12 protein-coding genes are annotated in these 16,584 nt (G+C 66.8%); 8 read left to right on the forward strand and 4 right to left on the reverse strand.

All coding sequences use genetic code 11. The annotated features are described in order from the left end of the window. Positions 1–334 precede the first annotated feature (334 nt). The 6 genes from dnaK to MSG_RS02760 all read left to right on the forward strand — a co-directional run bounded on the left by dnaK (position 335) and on the right by MSG_RS02760 (position 6,563). A complete protein-coding gene (dnaK, locus tag MSG_RS02735) occupies positions 335–2,203 on the forward strand; it encodes a molecular chaperone DnaK (protein WP_096436881.1) in 1,869 nt (622 codons plus the stop codon). Further along, entirely contained in the window at positions 2,200–2,829 is a 630-nt protein-coding gene (gene grpE / locus MSG_RS02740) for a nucleotide exchange factor GrpE (RefSeq protein ID WP_096436883.1), read from the forward strand. The genes dnaK and grpE overlap by 4 nt, the downstream gene beginning before the upstream one ends. 76 nt (positions 2,830–2,905) lie before the next feature. After that, positions 2,906–4,087 (forward strand): molecular chaperone DnaJ, encoded by a 1,182-nt coding sequence (gene dnaJ, locus MSG_RS02745; RefSeq protein ID WP_096436885.1) that lies wholly within the window; start codon positions 2,906–2,908, stop codon positions 4,085–4,087. Continuing rightward, complete coding sequence (locus MSG_RS02750) at positions 4,087–4,473, forward strand: heat shock protein transcriptional repressor HspR (RefSeq protein WP_096436887.1); 387 nt, start codon at positions 4,087–4,089, stop codon at positions 4,471–4,473. Before dnaJ ends, MSG_RS02750 begins: the two co-directional genes overlap by 1 nt. A gap of 102 nt (positions 4,474–4,575) precedes the next feature. After that, a complete protein-coding gene (locus tag MSG_RS02755; protein WP_096436889.1) occupies positions 4,576–5,751 on the forward strand; it encodes an oxygenase MpaB family protein in 1,176 nt (391 codons plus the stop codon). Next, complete coding sequence (locus MSG_RS02760; RefSeq protein WP_096436891.1) at positions 5,748–6,563, forward strand: DUF5995 family protein; 816 nt, start codon at positions 5,748–5,750, stop codon at positions 6,561–6,563. Before MSG_RS02755 ends, MSG_RS02760 begins: the two co-directional genes overlap by 4 nt. A 16-nt stretch (positions 6,564–6,579) precedes the next feature. Here the strand turns inward: MSG_RS02760 and MSG_RS02765 are convergent, their stop codons facing one another. From MSG_RS02765 to MSG_RS02775, 3 genes are all read right to left on the reverse strand, one after another. Further along, positions 6,580–9,762 (reverse strand): ATP-binding protein, encoded by a 3,183-nt coding sequence (locus tag MSG_RS02765; protein WP_096436893.1) that lies wholly within the window; start codon positions 9,760–9,762, stop codon positions 6,580–6,582. Positions 9,763–9,851: 89 nt separating this feature from the next. Then, the gene (locus MSG_RS02770) at positions 9,852–10,742 is read right to left on the reverse strand and encodes an aldose 1-epimerase (protein ID WP_096436895.1); all 891 of its coding nucleotides are present in this window, start codon (positions 10,740–10,742) and stop codon (positions 9,852–9,854) included. A gap of 28 nt (positions 10,743–10,770) precedes the next feature. After that, positions 10,771–11,940: an FAD-binding oxidoreductase gene (locus tag MSG_RS02775; RefSeq protein WP_096436898.1), complete on the reverse strand. Its 1,170-nt coding sequence runs from the start codon at positions 11,938–11,940 to the stop codon at positions 10,771–10,773. Positions 11,941–12,143: 203 nt separating this feature from the next. On the opposite strand from MSG_RS02775, the gene clpB reads away from it, so the two are divergent. After that, the gene (clpB, locus tag MSG_RS02780; protein WP_096443975.1) at positions 12,144–14,690 is read left to right on the forward strand and encodes an ATP-dependent chaperone ClpB; all 2,547 of its coding nucleotides are present in this window, start codon (positions 12,144–12,146) and stop codon (positions 14,688–14,690) included. Between the two features lie 89 nt (positions 14,691–14,779). On the opposite strand, the gene MSG_RS02785 is transcribed toward clpB, so the two are convergent. After that, positions 14,780–15,595: an enoyl-CoA hydratase/isomerase family protein gene (locus MSG_RS02785; protein ID WP_096436902.1), complete on the reverse strand. Its 816-nt coding sequence runs from the start codon at positions 15,593–15,595 to the stop codon at positions 14,780–14,782. Between the two features lie 99 nt (positions 15,596–15,694). Here MSG_RS02785 and ttfA point away from each other — a divergent pair, with 99 nt between their 5' ends. Beyond that, entirely contained in the window at positions 15,695–16,540 is an 846-nt protein-coding gene (gene ttfA, locus MSG_RS02790; protein ID WP_096436904.1) for a trehalose monomycolate transport factor TtfA, read from the forward strand. The last annotated feature ends 44 nt before the right edge of the window (positions 16,541–16,584 follow it).

Below are 16,584 nucleotides of genomic sequence, written 5' to 3' on the forward strand. Positions count from 1 at the left end.
CCCTTCCCCCACGGAGCTTTCGATACGACCGTACTAATCCGGTCGTCCGTCCACACCGTAGTTAACGGAAGTGTAATTAAGGCCGGGTGGCCTCCAGGACACAATTTTGGGAACCAAACCTGGGCGTCACCTGTGCGGATCGTGAGCATTGCCACAGCGATCGTGAAGACCCCGGGAACAAGTTGGGCCAGTCGCCCGTTAGCATCATCGATAAGTTGAGTGAATCGGACTCAATCCTGGGTTGACAGCATGGCGTCGCCGGTAGCAGGCTTGAGCGAGGTTCACTCAGCATAGTGGCACCAAACATGCTCTACAGAAATCAGGAGGAATCACTATGGCTCGTGCGGTCGGTATCGACCTCGGGACCACCAACTCCGTCGTCGCAGTTCTCGAGGGCGGCGACCCCGTGGTCGTCGCAAACTCGGAGGGCTCGCGGACCACGCCGTCCATCGTCGCCTTTGCGCGCAATGGAGAGGTGCTCGTCGGGCAGCCCGCCAAGAACCAGGCGGTCACCAACGTCGACCGCACGATCCGTTCGGTCAAGCGGCACATGGGCACTGACTGGTCCGTCGAGATCGACGGCAAGAAGTACACCGCTCAGGAGATCAGCGCCCGCACTCTGCAGAAGCTGAAGCGCGACGCCGAGGCCTACCTGGGCGAGGACATCGCCGACGCGGTCATCACTGTGCCGGCGTACTTCAACGACGCCCAGCGCCAGGCGACCAAGGAAGCCGGCCAGATCGCCGGCCTCAACGTGCTGCGCATCGTCAACGAGCCCACCGCCGCGGCCCTGGCCTACGGCCTGGACAAGGGCGAGAAGGAACAGACCATCCTGGTCTTCGACCTGGGCGGCGGCACGTTCGACGTCTCGCTGCTCGAGATCGGCGAGGGAGTCGTCGAGGTCCGCGCCACCAGCGGTGACAACCACCTCGGTGGGGACGACTGGGACGACCGCGTCGTCGAGTGGCTGGTCGACAAGTTCAAGGGCACCAGTGGAATTGACCTGACCAAGGACAAGATGGCGATGCAGCGGCTGCGTGAGGCCGCCGAGAAGGCCAAGATCGAACTGTCGAGTTCGCAGAGCACCTCGATCAATCTGCCGTACATCACGGTCGACGCGGACAAGAACCCGCTTTTCCTCGACGAGCAGCTGACCCGTGCCGAATTCCAGCGCATCACACAGGATCTGCTGGACCGCACCCGTCAGCCCTTCCAGTCCGTGATCAAGGACGCCGGCATCTCGGTCTCCGAGATCGACCACGTGGTGCTGGTGGGTGGTTCCACCCGCATGCCCGCGGTGACCGACCTGGTCAAGGAGCTCACCGGCGGCAAGGAGCCCAACAAGGGCGTGAACCCCGACGAAGTCGTGGCCGTCGGAGCGGCCCTGCAGGCGGGTGTGCTCAAGGGTGAGGTGAAAGACGTTCTGCTGCTTGATGTCACACCGCTGAGCCTCGGTATCGAGACCAAGGGTGGCGTGATGACCAAGCTGATCGAGCGCAACACCACGATCCCGACCAAGCGGTCGGAGACCTTCACCACGGCCGATGACAACCAGCCGTCGGTGCAGATCCAGGTCTTCCAGGGTGAGCGCGAAATCGCTTCGCACAACAAGCTGCTCGGCTCCTTCGAGCTGACTGGCATCCCGCCGGCTCCGCGCGGCGTGCCGCAGATCGAGGTCACCTTCGACATCGATGCCAACGGCATCGTGCACGTCACGGCCAAGGACAAGGGCACCGGCAAGGAGAACACGATCAAAATCCAGGAGGGCTCCGGCCTGTCCAAGGAGGAGATCGACCGGATGATCAAGGACGCCGAGGCTCACGCCGAGGAGGACCGTCAGCGTCGCGAAGAGGCCGACGTCCGCAACCAGGCGGAATCGCTGATCTACCAAACGGAGAAGTTCGTCGCCGAACAACGGGGCGCAGCCTCCGAGGGCGGGTCGAAGGTCCCCGAGGACACGCTGGGCAAGGTCGACGCCGCGATCGCCGAGGCCAAGTCGGCACTCGGCGGAACCGACATCAGCGCGATCAAGTCGGCGATGGAGAAGCTGGGCGAGGAGTCCCAGGCGCTGGGTCAGGCCATCTACGAGGCGACCCAGGCGGCCGGGGAGCAGACCGGTGCCGGCGCGGCCGGCGGCGCCTCCAACTCGGCTGACGACGTCGTGGACGCGGAGGTGGTTGACGACGACCGGGAGTCCAAGTGACGGAATCGAATCAGGAACCGGTGACCGTCACCGACAAGCGGCGGATCGACCCCGAAACCGGTGAAGTACGGCATGTCCCTCCCGGCGCTGAGCCGGGAGGGACGGCATCCGGCCCATTCGCGGGCGAAAGCCCGGAGGAGGCCGGCAAGGCCGCCGAACTGCTCGGCGACCTGCAGCGCGTCCAGGCCGACTTCGCCAACTACCGCAAGCGGGCGCTGCGCGACCAGCAGGCCGCGGCAGACCGCGCTAAGGCCGCCGTCGTCGGCCAATTGCTGGGCGTACTCGACGATCTCGACCGGGCGCGCAAGCACGGCGATCTGGAGTCCGGACCGTTGAAGTCGGTGGCCGACAAGCTGGAGAGCGCACTGTCCGGGCTCGGGCTGACCGCGTTCGGCGAGGAGGGCGAGGACTTCGACCCGGTGTTGCACGAAGCCGTGCAGCACGAGGGTGACGGCTCTCGTCCGGTGATCGGCACCGTCATGAGGCAGGGCTACCGGCTCGGCGATCAGGTGCTGCGGCACGCTCTGGTCGGTGTCGTGGACACCGTGCCCGGCGAGGGCGAACAGGGCAACCCCGGGGCCAGCGCAGTCGACACCGACGAAAATGTCGACACCTCGGGCAGTTAAGGCACAGAATCTCAATCCAAAGAGACAACGACGAACAAAAGAAATGAAATAGAGAAAGGTGAGGGGGTGACGCGACATGGCCCAGCGTGAGTGGGTCGAAAAGGACTTCTACAAGGAGCTGGGCGTCTCCTCCGACGCCACACCCGAGGAGATCAAGCGCGCCTACCGCAAGTTGGCGCGCGATCTGCACCCGGACGCCAATCCCGACAACCCCGCCGCCGGTGAGCGTTTCAAGGCGGTGTCGGAGGCGCACAACGTGCTGTCGGACCCGGCCAAGCGCAAGGAATACGACGAAACCCGCCGGCTGTTCGCCGGCGGTGGCTTCGGCGGGCGCAGGTTCGATGGCGGTGGATTCGGTGGCTTCAGCAGTGCGGGCGGCGACGGCGCCGAGTTCAACCTGAACGACTTGTTCGATGCCGCCGGTCGCAGCGGGGGCACCAACATTGGCGACCTGTTCGGCGGGCTGTTCGGGCGCGGCGCGGGCGCCCGTCCCAGCCGGCCGCGACGCGGCAACGATCTCGAGACCGAGACCGAGCTGGATTTCGTCGAGGCCGCCAAGGGTGTGGCGATGCCGCTGCGGCTGACCAGCCCGGCGCCGTGCACCAATTGCCATGGCAGCGGGGCGCGCCCGGGCACCAGCCCCAAGGTGTGTCCCGCCTGTAACGGCTCCGGCGTGATCAGTCGCAACCAGGGCGCGTTCGGTTTCTCCGAACCCTGCACCGACTGCCGGGGCAGCGGCTCGATCATCGAGAACCCCTGCGACGAGTGCAAGGGCACCGGGGTCACCACTCGCACCCGCACCATCAACGTGCGAATCCCGCCGGGTGTCGAAGACGGACAACGGATTCGGCTGCCCGGGCAGGGCGAGGCCGGGTTGCGCGGCGCCCCGTCGGGCGACCTCTACGTGACGGTGCACGTACGGCCGGACAAGGTCTTCGGTCGCGACGGCGACGACCTCACCGTGACGGTGCCGGTCAGCTTCAGCGAATTGGCTTTGGGCTCAACCCTTTCGGTACCCACACTGGATGGCAAGGTTGGCGTTCGGGTGCCCAAGGGCACCGCCGACGGCCGCATCCTGCGAGTGCGCGGACGCGGTGTGCCCAAGCGCAGCGGCGGCAACGGCGACCTGTTGGTCACCGTGAAAGTCGCTGTGCCGCCTAACCTGGAGGGCGCCGCGGCCGAGGCGCTCGAGGCGTACGCCGAAGCCGAGCGGTCCAGTGGCTTCAATCCCCGGGCTGGATGGGCAGGTAATCGCTGATGGCCAAGAACTCCAAACGAGAAGAGGCTCGGACCTTCCTGATCTCCGTGGCGGCGGAACTGGCCGGCATGCATGCCCAGACCCTGCGCACCTACGATCGCCTCGGGCTGGTGACCCCCAGCCGGACTTCCGGTGGGGGGCGCCGGTATTCGCAGCACGACGTCGATCTGCTGCGCGAGGTGCAGCGGCTGTCGCAGGACGAGGGCGTCAACCTGGCCGGCATCAAGCGCATCATCGAGTTGACCAATCAGGTCGACGCGCTGCAGTCACGGCTCAAGGAAATGGCCGAGGAGATAGCCATGCTGCGGGCCAACCAGCGCCGCGAGGTCGCGGTGGTGCCCAAGAGCACCGCGCTGGTGGTCTGGCAGCCGCGCAAGCGTCGCTGAGGCCGCCGCGCAGCAGGTAGTCGACTACTCCATTTCGGTGATATCAGGGTGAACTGACAGTTTGCTCTGGCACGGGCGTCGCCGATCTGCCATGCTGCCTGCATGACGGGCGCACCTGGGGGCTCCCGGTGGACGGACACGCTGCTGAATAGCAAGCGGCAGCAGGGGGATCCCTTCGGGGACGACGTCGTCGAAAAACTGTTTGCGCAGGGCAACGTCCAGGCAGTTAATGATCTGATGCGCACGCTGGTGAGCAATGACCAGCCGGTGCCGGCGGGTTTGCCCACGCTCGTGCAGGGCTACCTAGCCAAGAATGTAGCGCTGCCGGTGTGGGCCGAACCCGCCAAGATCAAGCGCGGGCAGAAGTTGTTCGAAGAACTCGGCCTGCAGATCTCACTGTGTCTGTTCTGTGCATCGCTGCCGTCGGCCTACGCGGCGGCCAAGGGCGTCAAGGTGCTCAGTCGCACGGCTCAGCTCGAAACGAATGCGCGCAGGCGGGTGATGGAGACCGGCCAGTTCCTGATCAACGTGCTCGCCGTCGACAGCTTCGAGCCACAGGGCAAGGGCTTTCGCGCCATCCAGCACGTCCGGCTGATGCACGCCGCCGTGCGCAAGATGATCGTGAACCGCAACAACCAGCACCCCGGCTTCTGGGACCCCAACTGGGGCGTCCCGATCAACCAGGAAGACCTTGCCGGCACGATGCTCTCGTTCTCCTATGTTCCGGTCGGGCCGATGCGGCAGTTGGGTGTCGAGCTGTCCACCGAGGACAAAGAGGCCTACCTGCACCTGTGGAACGTCATCGCCCACCTACTCGGCGTCGACGACGACATGCGGGTGGAAGGTATCGAAGATGCCACCGCCCTGGTCGAGACGATCCGGCGCCGACAGTTCAGGGCGTCGCCGGAAGGCCAGCAGATGGCAGCCGCGCTCATGGAGCTGCTCGACGAACTGACGCCCGGGCACGAGTTTGACAAGACGATTCCGCCGTTGATCCGTCACCTGGCCGGCGACGACATCGCCGACATGCTGGCGGTACCGCCGTCGAAGTTCACCGACGACCTGGGACGTCTCACCCAGGTGGCCAATTGGTTCTGGTTGCGTGCCTTCGGCAAGAAGTTGCGTAGTAATTCTCCGCGCTATCAAGTGGTTTCGGATCTGGTCCGCCCGTTCGGGCGCGAGCTGATGCTGGGGATGTTCGCCCTGCAGCGCGGTGGGGTGCGAGCGGCATTCGACATACCTGATCACCTGGCCAGAAAATGGGAGGTATCGAAATGACGCCACTGGGCCGCCTCGCCGAGCCTCAGTCGGTCGAGGACGTTCTGCACAACATCGATCAGATCATCGACTGGGCGACCAAAGCCGAAAGCCACATCGGCTACTTTGCCGTTCTCTATCGGAGGACCACCCTCGCCATTCGAGACGCGGTCAAAGCAGGAGCGTTCGAAGACGGGCCGCGCATGGAAGCGCTCGACGTCGCGTTCGCCCGGCGCTACTTCAACGCGGTGAACGCATATTTCCAGCCGGGCTCTGCCGATGGGCCGACGCTGCCGTGGGAGGTGGCGTTCCTCGGCGACCACGATGGTCAGGCGATCATCCTGCAGCACTTGATGGCCGGACTGAATGCCCACATCACGTTCGACCTCGGGCTCGCCGTCCATGCGATTGCGCCCGAGTCGATGGACAGCCTGGAGGTGGATTTCTTCCGGGTGAACAAGGTCTTGTGTCAGCAGCTACCCGGCGTCCTCAAAGTCATCGACCAGCTCTCCCCCGAGATCCGCTGGACTCGTTGGCTGATACCTGGCGAGGTTCAGGTGCTCGATCGAACCCTCATGAAACTGCGACGGGGAGCCTGGGATTTCGCCTACTACCTGGCAACGCACCGGCCGACCGTTGCCCAACGGACGGTGCACCAAGAGGCCTTCGCGGCGGCAGTGGGTTCATGGTACCTGCAACCGCCGGCACGGGTGACTCCCTTCCCTGCGCTCGTACGCCAGATCGGCAAGCACGAAATCCGTGACGTGCCAAGCAATCTGAAAGCGCTCGATGAAGTGTCACACAATCCGTACAAGCCCCAAAAAGGTTACTGACCTTACCGCGCGCGGGTTATGAGAGCAGCTCCTGTGTCCGCGCGAATTCTGGCCATCGAGCATCGCCTGGGAACCGAGAAGCAATGTCGCTGAGGGCGGAGCGATCACCGTAAAGATCGAAAAGATCTAAGCTACAACGTAATTCGAATAACGTAGCGCCCTGGCGTTGGCTGAACTGCAGCGCAGCAGTCAGGGCGTTGCGGCGTTCCTGCGGGTCGGCGAGCGTTTGCGCGCGCACCCGCAGTAGCTCACCATCGTAGAAATGCATTCCCGTCTCAACCGCGTGGCCCAACGCTATCTCCAATCGTTCCCGCGCCCGCTCTGGTAGGCCCGCCGCAATCAGCAGGCGGCCGATGATCGCATCGTGAAACGTGAGGAACATCTTGAGATGCATGCGGCGGGAGCTGTCCACCCACCGCGCCAACTTTTCGGCGCGGGTGGTCAGGGTGGCGGTGTCGGCCTCCGCCGTCAACGCTGCTAGTGCCTCAACGGTAGCGTGTTGGGTCCTGCCGACCCATTGCCACAGGTCCAGTCCAGACCGTTCGCTGAGCTCGCGAAGTTCCGCGACCAGAGCCGCGGCCTTGTCGATTTGGCTGTTCTCCAAGCGCATCCAGATTTCCATGTAATAGGTGTTCGCCCTGTTATAGGCATTCCGCGGGAATGCCAAGCCATCGCATCGTCGGAACGAATCGGTCAACTCCGTGTGTGCGCTGTCGATATCACCGCATACCGTATCCGTGAGCGCCATATACGTGTGCGCCAACGAGATGGGGTCGACGTTCACCCACCAGGCGGTGTCCAGCACATTAGGATCTGCCGCCGAACTTTCCGCCAGCGCCCGCAACAAGTGCTCGCGGGCAGCCGAGAAATCGCCTTCCAGCCAGACGACAGAACCCAGCACCGCCGCTATGGCTGGTTGAATCCAGGATCGGGTGATCCGGCCGGACAGCGAGTCGAGCAGATCGTGGGCCCGGCGCAGTTCGGCGCGCGGGACGTAATAGCCGATCAAACCTATTAGGGTGGTTAGCAATTCGTCCTCATAGTCGCCGTTGCTCGCCAATGCCAGGCAGCGTCGGAAGTCGGCAGGTCCCTCACCACTCATGCTGCCCTGGGTGGCGCCCGCCAGGAAACCGCGCTCCATCCGGATCGCAATCTCTGTGCGGTCGCGTGTCGCGCCCGATGGGCAGCATGTGAGCTCGTCGAGCGCATTGGTGAGGCACGCGACAGCCTCGTGTGCGGCACCGCGGCGTCTGGCGCTGATCGAGGCCTTGCGATAAGCGTCGACGGCTCCGTCGTGATGGTCTGCATGCTCGAAATGGCCTGCGATCAGCCGCCAATCCGGTTCGGCGGTCGCCGCGGCGGCGACCAGAGCGCGGGCGGCACGCGCGTGCAGGTTACGGCTGACCGAGGGCGGGGCCAGCTCGGCGGCCACCTCGCGGAGCAACTCGTGGCGGAATCGCCAGCCGTCGGTCCCGCGCCTTTCGAACACCCGCACCCGCTCGAGTTCCGCGACGATGTCGTCGACGCCGTCGACGTGCGGATCGACCACAGCGCGAAGCAATGCCAGGTCACCAGCGCGCCCGATCACCGCGGCCGCCTCGACCACCGGCACGACCTCGGCATGCGAATGATGCAACCGGGCGAACAGCGGCTCGTACAGGGCCTCGGGTACCCCGGCGTCGGGCTCGACGACATCGAGTTCATTGAGGACATGCTCGATGTAGAACGGCACCCCATCGCATCGGGCGCGCACCGCGGCCCGCTGGGCAGCGGTCACCGACGGCTCCAACGCGTCGATCAGCGCGTCGGACTCCTGGTCGGTCAGCGGTGAAAGTTCGAAAACCGTTACCGGCCAGTCTTTTTTCAGCCAGCCGTCTTCTCGCCCGGTCAACACGACAAGCAGCCGTCCGTCCGCGCCGGTCAGTATTGAGTCGAGCAGTTCGACGGTGGACGGATCGAACCAGTGCACGTCCTCGGCGACCACCAGCCCGGCTTGATCGCCGAAGCCGGCCAGCATGTATTGGCGAACCGTCGCGCCGATAGCGTCATAGAGCGAGCGGCCCTCGACTGCGGCGGCCTGATAACCGTGTTCGGGGCCGACACCGATCACCGGGCCGAGCAAAGGCACGGCGCTGTCCGAATCCAGACCACGCGCGCGCAATTCGGCCTGCAGCAGGCGCAGCCGCTCGGCCCCGCCGGTGAGCCGGGTGATGCCACAACGGCGTTCGATGAGCCGGCGAACCGGGTGCAGGCCGGTGTCGGAATGCAGCGGCGAGCCGAACAGCGCGATCACGGGCGCCCTTGAGCTCTGGGCCAATTGGGCCGCCTCGGCGACCAGTCGGGTCTTGCCGATGCCCGCCTCGCCGCGAAATGCGACACCCGGGGTGGTGAGGACGCCGTCGCGCGCCTGTTGCCAGCTCTGCTGAAGCCGCGTGCGCTCACGGTCGCGACCGATCAGTGGCGGCGTCCGTGGCGGCGGTGCGTCCTGGCGTTCCCCGAGCACCTGGTGATGGCCGATCAATCCCTCGACGCCTTTGACTACGACGGGTAGCCCGGCGTGGAGGTCGAACGCATCGGCCACCAGTGGAGCGACGGCATCGGACACCGACACAGTGCCCGGACTGGCCATGGCACAAAGACGGGCCGACAGGTTCGCGGCGAATCCGTAGACGTCGTCCTGGTCGGTGTCGAGATAGACCAGGCCGCGGTGGATGCCGACCCGAACGTTGATAGCCACGCCGAACTTGTGTTCGGATTGGATGCTCAGCTGCGCGACGACGCGGGTGATGTCCAGCCCGGACGCGACGGCGCGCCGCACGTCATTCTCATGCGCCTTGGGGTGGCCGAAGACGGCCAACAGGCCGTCGCCCTTGATCGAACAGACATGGCCCTCGTATCGGTCGACGACCCGCTGCACCTCATCGCGATACCGACCGACCAAGGCGCGATACGTCTCGGGTTCCAGCCGGGTGGACAGCGCGGTCGAGTCGACGAGGTCGGCGACCAGGATGGTCAGCCGGCGGATTTCACCGAACCGCGGCGGCGCGGTGAGCAGGTCCTCGGCCTCCGGGTTGCCGCGGTCGACCGCGAGAACCTGCGCCGCCAGTGCGGTCGCCGTCGTGCGGTCGCCATCATTGATGGCCCGCACCGCGCGCTGCAGCAAGTCGTCGATCGATGCAACGCTGTCGCTAGCGCCCAACCCGCGCCTCCTGTCTGCCCCCAGGATTGGCTCAGAATACCGATCTATCCCGCGTATTTCAGCGGATGGGCAGCAGAACTTTCGGGGTGCTAGACGCGAATCGAGAACACCGCGACCGCGGGCTCGCCGGGGCGCGCGCTGCGGTAGCCGCCGCGGCGCAGTGCATCGGTCGGTGCGGTCATCGGCTCGAAGCAGATCAGGTCCTCGGCCGGCGGCGCGAAGATCTGGGTGGCCGAATAGCCTTGCTCGAAGCGGACTTCCATGCGACGCCCGCCGCCGGAAACCGCGAACACCGCACCGTCCTCGATCTGGTCGTAAGCATCGTCAAAGGCCTTGTCGCCCAGCAACTCCGAGCCGGGCGGCTGGGCCGCGGTCGCGCCGTTGGGCAGACCGCGCTCGTCGAGACTCAGATGCCGCAGCGCGGGCGTCTCGATGAGCCATTCGCCGCGGGCCGCCTCCGGCACGCGCAGATATGGGTGGAACCCAAAGCACAGCGGGACGGCGGTGTCACCGGTCGCGGTGACGGTGGTGCGCACCGTCAGCGTCCGGTCGGCCAGCAGCACGCTCACCGCGAGCAGGTGCGGGTACGGGAAGCTGGCCAACAGCTCCGGTTCGGCACCGAAGTTCACCTCGGCGGTCAGCTCGTTGTCCGAGTTCGCCGTCACCTTCCAGCCCGGGTAGGCGGCCAGCACGCCGTGGATGGGCAACCCGTTGGGATCGGCCCGCACCCCGTGTTCGCCCGGCGTCAGCGTCACCGTCACGTTTTCGGCCGTATAAGTGTTGGCACCCAACCGGTTTGCCCACGGATACAGGATCGGTATCCCCATGGTCTTGCCGGCCTCGAGGTAGGCATCGAGCCCGCGCCGTTGGCCGAGCAACTCCACCGCCGCGTCGGTCAGCGAGGTGCCGATCATGCCCGCCTCCGGGACGAACTGCGCGGCGACCGCCGAGGACGGGTCGCGCAGGGTGACGACATGCACGCCGTCAGACTAACCCGTGGCCGCCGGCTTAGCGGGACAGCGGGTCGTGCTGAATGCGCTCGGGCGGGGCGCCTTTGGCGGTCAGGGCGGCCGCGGTGGCACGGACCATCGCGGGTCCGCCGCAGATCAGGATCTGGCGGTCGCCCCAGCCGCCGTACTTGGTGACGACCTCGGGCAGCCGTCCGGTCTGGTGCACATGCAGCCCCCGCGGCGGGGTCACGTCGGGATAGTCGGCCGCCCACGCGGGGTCTCGGCTGTACTCCGACACCGGCGATACCGACAGCCAGGGATTGTGCGAGGCGATCTGCCAGAGCGTGGGCAGGTCGTAGAGCTCGCAGCGGTAGCGCGCGCCGTAGAACAGATGTATTCGCGGGTTTTCCGCGAGGCGGGACAGGTCCATGATCAGCGAGCGCAGCGGGGCCAGGCCGGTGCTCCCGGCCACCATGAGCACGTCGCCGCCGTCGCGGTCGACGTGCAGGCCGCCATGCGGGCTGGACATCCGCCACCGGTCACCCATGCGGGTCTCGTTGACGATCGCCGTGCTGACCAGGCCGCCCGGGACCTGGCGGACGTGGAACTCGATGCCGCCGTCCGGGTCGGCCGGAATCGCGGGGGACAGGTAACGCCAGCGGCGCGGGCACTGCGGGACGTGGACGTTCACGTACTGGCCGGGGTGATAGTGCATCGGGCGGTCCAGGCGCAGCCGGACGACGGCGAGATCGCGGGACATGCGGTGGTGCTCGACGACTGTCCCGTCCCACCACGCGGGCCCCTCCTCGGCGTCGGCCGCTCCGCTCATGACTCCGGTGATCAGGTTGAGCGAGGACGCCGCGGCGGCGTCGACGGCGTCGGTCCACGCACCGCCGAGCCGGCTGCGCAGCGTCGCGTACAAGGCGCGGCGCAGCGTCTCGTAATGGCTTGGCAGCACACCGTATTTACGGTGGTCGCGACCGAGCTGGGCGAGGAAGGCCACCGGCTTGGCGGCGCGCTGGGCCACCAGTTCCTCGTAGACCCAGTGCATCGCGTGGCCGAAAGCGCTTCGCTGTGCGGCCATTTCGGGTGGAAAGAGGTCGCGAACCGACACGTCGAGGGCGAACCAATGGTTGTAGAACCGGAGGACGAGTTCGCCCGCGTCCGGCCCGTCCGGCTGGAAGGCATCGCGCAGCACCCGCAACGCGTCGGAGTCCTCGAGGCTCACGGAGCCCGATTCTAGGCTCGCGCGCCGCCGTGGCCGGCCTCGTCGCGGGCGAGGTCGTTGTGCGTCTGAATCATGGACTAAAGGCCTCTATCGGAGCGCGCGGAAAAAAATTAAACTTGAGCGGAACAGACTCAACCTTGACGGCGTTGAACAACGCGACAAGCATTTTGCATATCCCTTTTAGACCCACGATGGAGGGCGGAGTGGACTCCTTTAACCCGACAACCAAGACTCAAGCGGCCCTGACGTCGGCCTTACAGGCGGCCTCAGCTGCCGGTAACCCCGAGATCCGGCCCGCCCACCTGCTGATGGCCCTGCTGACGCAGGCGGACGGCATCGCCGGACCGCTGTTGGAGGCCGTCGGCGTCCAGCCCGCCACCATCCGCACCGAGGCCGAGCGCCTGGTCGAAAAGCTGCCCCAGACCAGCGGCGCCAGCTCGCAGCCCCAGCTGTCACGCGAATCGCTGGCCGCGATCACCACCGCCCAGCAACTGGCCACCGAGATGGACGACGAGTACGTCTCGACCGAGCACCTGCTGGTCGGCCTGGCCACCGGCGATTCCGATGTCGCCAAGCTGCTGACCGGCCACGGCGCGTCGCCGCAGGCCCTGCGGGACGGCTTCGTCAAGGTCCGCGGCAGCGCCCGCGTCACCAGCCCCGAGCCCGAGGCCACCTACCAGGCACTGGAGAAGTACTCCACCGACCTGACCGCCCGCGCCCGGGAAGGCAAGCTCGACCCGGTGATCGGGCGGGACAACGAGATCCGCCGCGTCGTGCAGGTACTCTCCCGTCGCACCAAGAACAACCCGGTGCTGATCGGCGAGCCCGGCGTCGGCAAGACCGCGATCGTCGAGGGCCTGGCCCAGCGCATCGTGGCCGGCGACGTCCCGGAAAGCCTGCGCGACAAGACCGTCATCAGCCTGGATCTGGGTTCGATGGTGGCCGGCGCGAAGTACCGCGGTGAATTCGAGGAGCGGCTCAAGGCCGTGCTCGACGACATCAAGAACTCCGCCGGGCAGATCATCACGTTCATCGACGAGCTGCACACCATCGTCGGCGCCGGCGCGACCGGTGAGGGCGCGATGGACGCCGGCAACATGATCAAGCCGATGCTGGCGCGAGGCGAGCTGCGGTTGGTCGGCGCCACCACCCTCGACGAGTACCGAAAGTACATCGAAAAGGACGCCGCGCTCGAGCGCCGCTTCCAGCAGGTGCTGGTCGGTGAGCCGTCCGTGGAGGACACCGTCGGGATTCTGCGCGGCCTGAAAGACCGCTACGAGGTGCACCACGGCGTGCGCATCACCGACTCGGCGCTGGTCGCCGCGGCGACGCTGTCCGATCGCTACATCACCGCCCGCTTCCTGCCGGACAAGGCCATCGACCTGGTCGACGAGGCCGCGTCCCGCCTGAAGATGGAGATCGACTCGCGGCCCGTCGAGATCGACGAGGTCGAGCGCTTGGTGCGCCGCCTCGAGATCGAGGAGATGGCGCTGGCCAAGGAGGAGGACGCGGCGTCCAAGGAGCGGCTGGAGAAGCTGCGCTCCGAGCTGGCCGACCAGAAGGAGAAGCTGGCCGAGCTGACCACCCGGTGGCAGAACGAGAAGAGCGCCATCGACGTCGTCCGCGACCTCAAGGAGCAGCTGGACGTGCTGCGCGGCGAGTCCGAGCGCGCCGAGCGCGATGGCGACCTGGCCAAGGCCGCTGAGCTGCGCTACGGGCGGATCCCCGAGCTGGAGAAGAAGCTCGACGCCGCGCTGCCCCACGCCGAGGCCCGCGAGAACGTGATGCTCAAGGAGGAGGTCGGTCCCGACGACATCGCCGACGTGGTGTCCGCGTGGACGGGCATCCCGGCCGGCCGGATGCTCGAGGGCGAGACCGCCAAGCTGCTGCGCATGGAAGAGGAGCTAGGCAAGCGCGTCATCGGGCAGAAGAAGGCGGTGACCGCGGTGTCCGACGCCGTGCGCCGTTCGCGCGCCGGGGTCGCCGACCCCAACCGGCCGACCGGCTCGTTCATGTTCCTCGGGCCTACCGGTGTCGGTAAGACCGAGCTGGCCAAGGCGCTGGCGGAGTTCCTGTTCGACGACGAACGGGCGATGGTCCGCATCGACATGAGCGAGTACGGCGAAAAGCACTCGGTGGCCCGGCTGGTCGGCGCCCCGCCCGGATACATCGGCTACGACCAGGGCGGCCAGCTGACCGAGGCGGTGCGGCGGCGTCCGTACACGGTGATCCTGTTCGACGAGATCGAGAAGGCGCACCCGGACGTGTTCGACGTGCTGCTGCAGGTGCTCGACGAGGGCCGGCTGACTGACGGACAGGGCCGCACGGTCGACTTCCGCAACACCATCCTGATCCTGACGTCCAACCTGGGATCGGGTGGCAGCGAGGAGCAGGTGATGGCCGCGGTGCGCTCGGCGTTCAAGCCGGAGTTCATCAACCGGCTCGACGACGTGATCATCTTCCACGGCCTCGAACCCGGTGAGCTGGTCTCGATCGTCGACATCCAGCTGGCCCAGCTGCAGAAGCGGCTGGCGCAGCGTCGCCTCATGCTGGAGGTGTCGTTGCCGGCCAAGCAGTGGCTGGCTCAGCGCGGTTTCGACCCGGTGTACGGTGCCCGTCCGCTGCGCCGGTTGGTGCAGCAGGCCATCGGCGACCAGCTGGCCAAGCTGCTGCTGGCCGGCGACGTCCACGACGGCGACACCGTGCCGGTCAACGTCAGCCCGGACGGCGACAGCCTGATCCTGGGCTAAATCAGCTGCGCCGAACGTGCACTCACCGTCAAAATCGGGCGATTTTTTCGCAGTGAGTGCACGTTCGGCATCCGCTACCGGCGCGCCGGCTAGCTGGAGCCCAGCTCGAACTCTCGGGTCTGCGCGCCGGCGTCGACGATCGCATCCAGCAGCCGGCGGGCGGCCGGCTGGGCCACGGTCTCGCGCAGCAGCTGATCCTCGATGCGCAGGCCGGTCCTCACGTCGATCCGCTCGTCCAGGGCGGCGTCGACGGCGCGCTTGGCCGCCGCGATCGCGGCCGGCGGGCTCGTCGCGATGCGCGCGGCCAGCCGGTCGACGAACGGCCGCAACTTCTCCGCCGGCAGGGCCCGGTCGAGGTATCCCCACGCCTCGGCGGTCGCGGCGTCGACGTCTCGGCCGCCGAGGATCACTTCGAGGGCCCGGCCGCGGCCGACCAGCCGCGGCAGTCGCTGCGTGCCGCCGCCACCGGGGATGATGCCCACCGACACCTCCGGGTGGCCGAGCACCGTCGTGCCGAGCGCCGCGTAGCGCAGGTCGAAGGCCATCACGAATTCGCAGCCGCCGCCGCGGCAGACACCGTCGATGACGGCGACGGTGGCCTTGGGCAGCGTCCGGACCTGTTCGGTGATGGCGTGGAAGAACGACAGCTCCTCGTGCAGCCCGACGTCGTCCGGCGGCAGGTGCTGGATCAACGCGATGTCGGCGTGCGCGATGAAGATCTGCGGGTCGGCCGAGTCGACGATCAGCACCCGCACCTCGTCGTCGGTCCCGACCTCGTCCAGCAGGCGGTTGAACTCGGTAAGGAGCGGCACATCGAGGAGGTTGACCGGCGGATTGTCGATCGTCGCCCGGCAGATACCGCCCTGCGCCGCGACGCGAATGAGCTGGTAGTCCTCGTAGGCCATGGCCGGAACGCTACCTGCCAAGCGGCCCAGCAAACCTTAATTTGGTTGTGACCTGGTCGCATTCTCGGTTCCGGGGCAAAAACAGATACCCTGTTTGGGATGGTCCCCCTTTGGTTCACGCTCTCCGCGCTGTGCTTTGTCGGCGCGGTGGTGTTGCTGTACGTCGACGTCGATCGACGCCGCGGTCGCAGCAGACGCCGCAGGTCGTGGGCGCGGTCGCATGGCTTCGACTACGAGCGTGATTCGACCGACATCCTCAAGCGCTGGAAGCGCGGCGTGATCTCGACCGTCGGCGACGTTCCCGCCTACAACGTGGTGCTGGGCCAGATCCGCGGCGAGGCGGTCTACATCTTCGACCTGGAGGAAGTCGCGACGGTGATCGCGCTGCACCGCAAGGTGGGCACCAACGTCGTCGTCGACCTGCGGCTCAAGGGGCTCAAAGAGCCACGCGAGAGCGACATTTGGCTGTTGGGCGCCATCGGGCCGCGGATGGTGTACTCCACCAATCTGGACGCGGCCCGGCGGGCCTGCGACCGGCGTATGGTCACCTTCGCGCACACCGCGCCCGACTGCGCCGAGATCATGTGGAACGAGCAGAACTGGACGTTGGTCGCGCTGCCCATCGCCAGCACCCGCACCCAGTGGGACGAGGGGCTGCGCACGGTGCGCCAGTTCAACGACTTGCTGCGGGTGCTGCCGCCGATACCGGCGGAGGCGGAAGAGGGCGCGGCTCCGCGCAACGTGGCGCCGAGCCGTCCCTTGGCGCCGGCCGGCCGAGCGGAGCTACCGCCCCGGCGTGAGGGCCAGGACGTGGCCGGACTCCTCGGGGACGCCGCGCGCCGCGGCCCGGAGCCGGTCCGCCGCGAGGAGGCACGCCCGGACACGCTCCGGCGCCCGCCACCGTCCGGACGCAACGGCCATCAGGCCTCGAACTACCAGCACTGAAAACCTCTGCACCGCAATCGCGGGGCGCTTCGCTACGCTATCGG

Source organism: Mycobacterium shigaense, from assembly GCF_002356315.1.
GTDB classification, from domain to species: Bacteria; Actinomycetota; Actinomycetes; order Mycobacteriales; family Mycobacteriaceae; genus Mycobacterium; species Mycobacterium shigaense.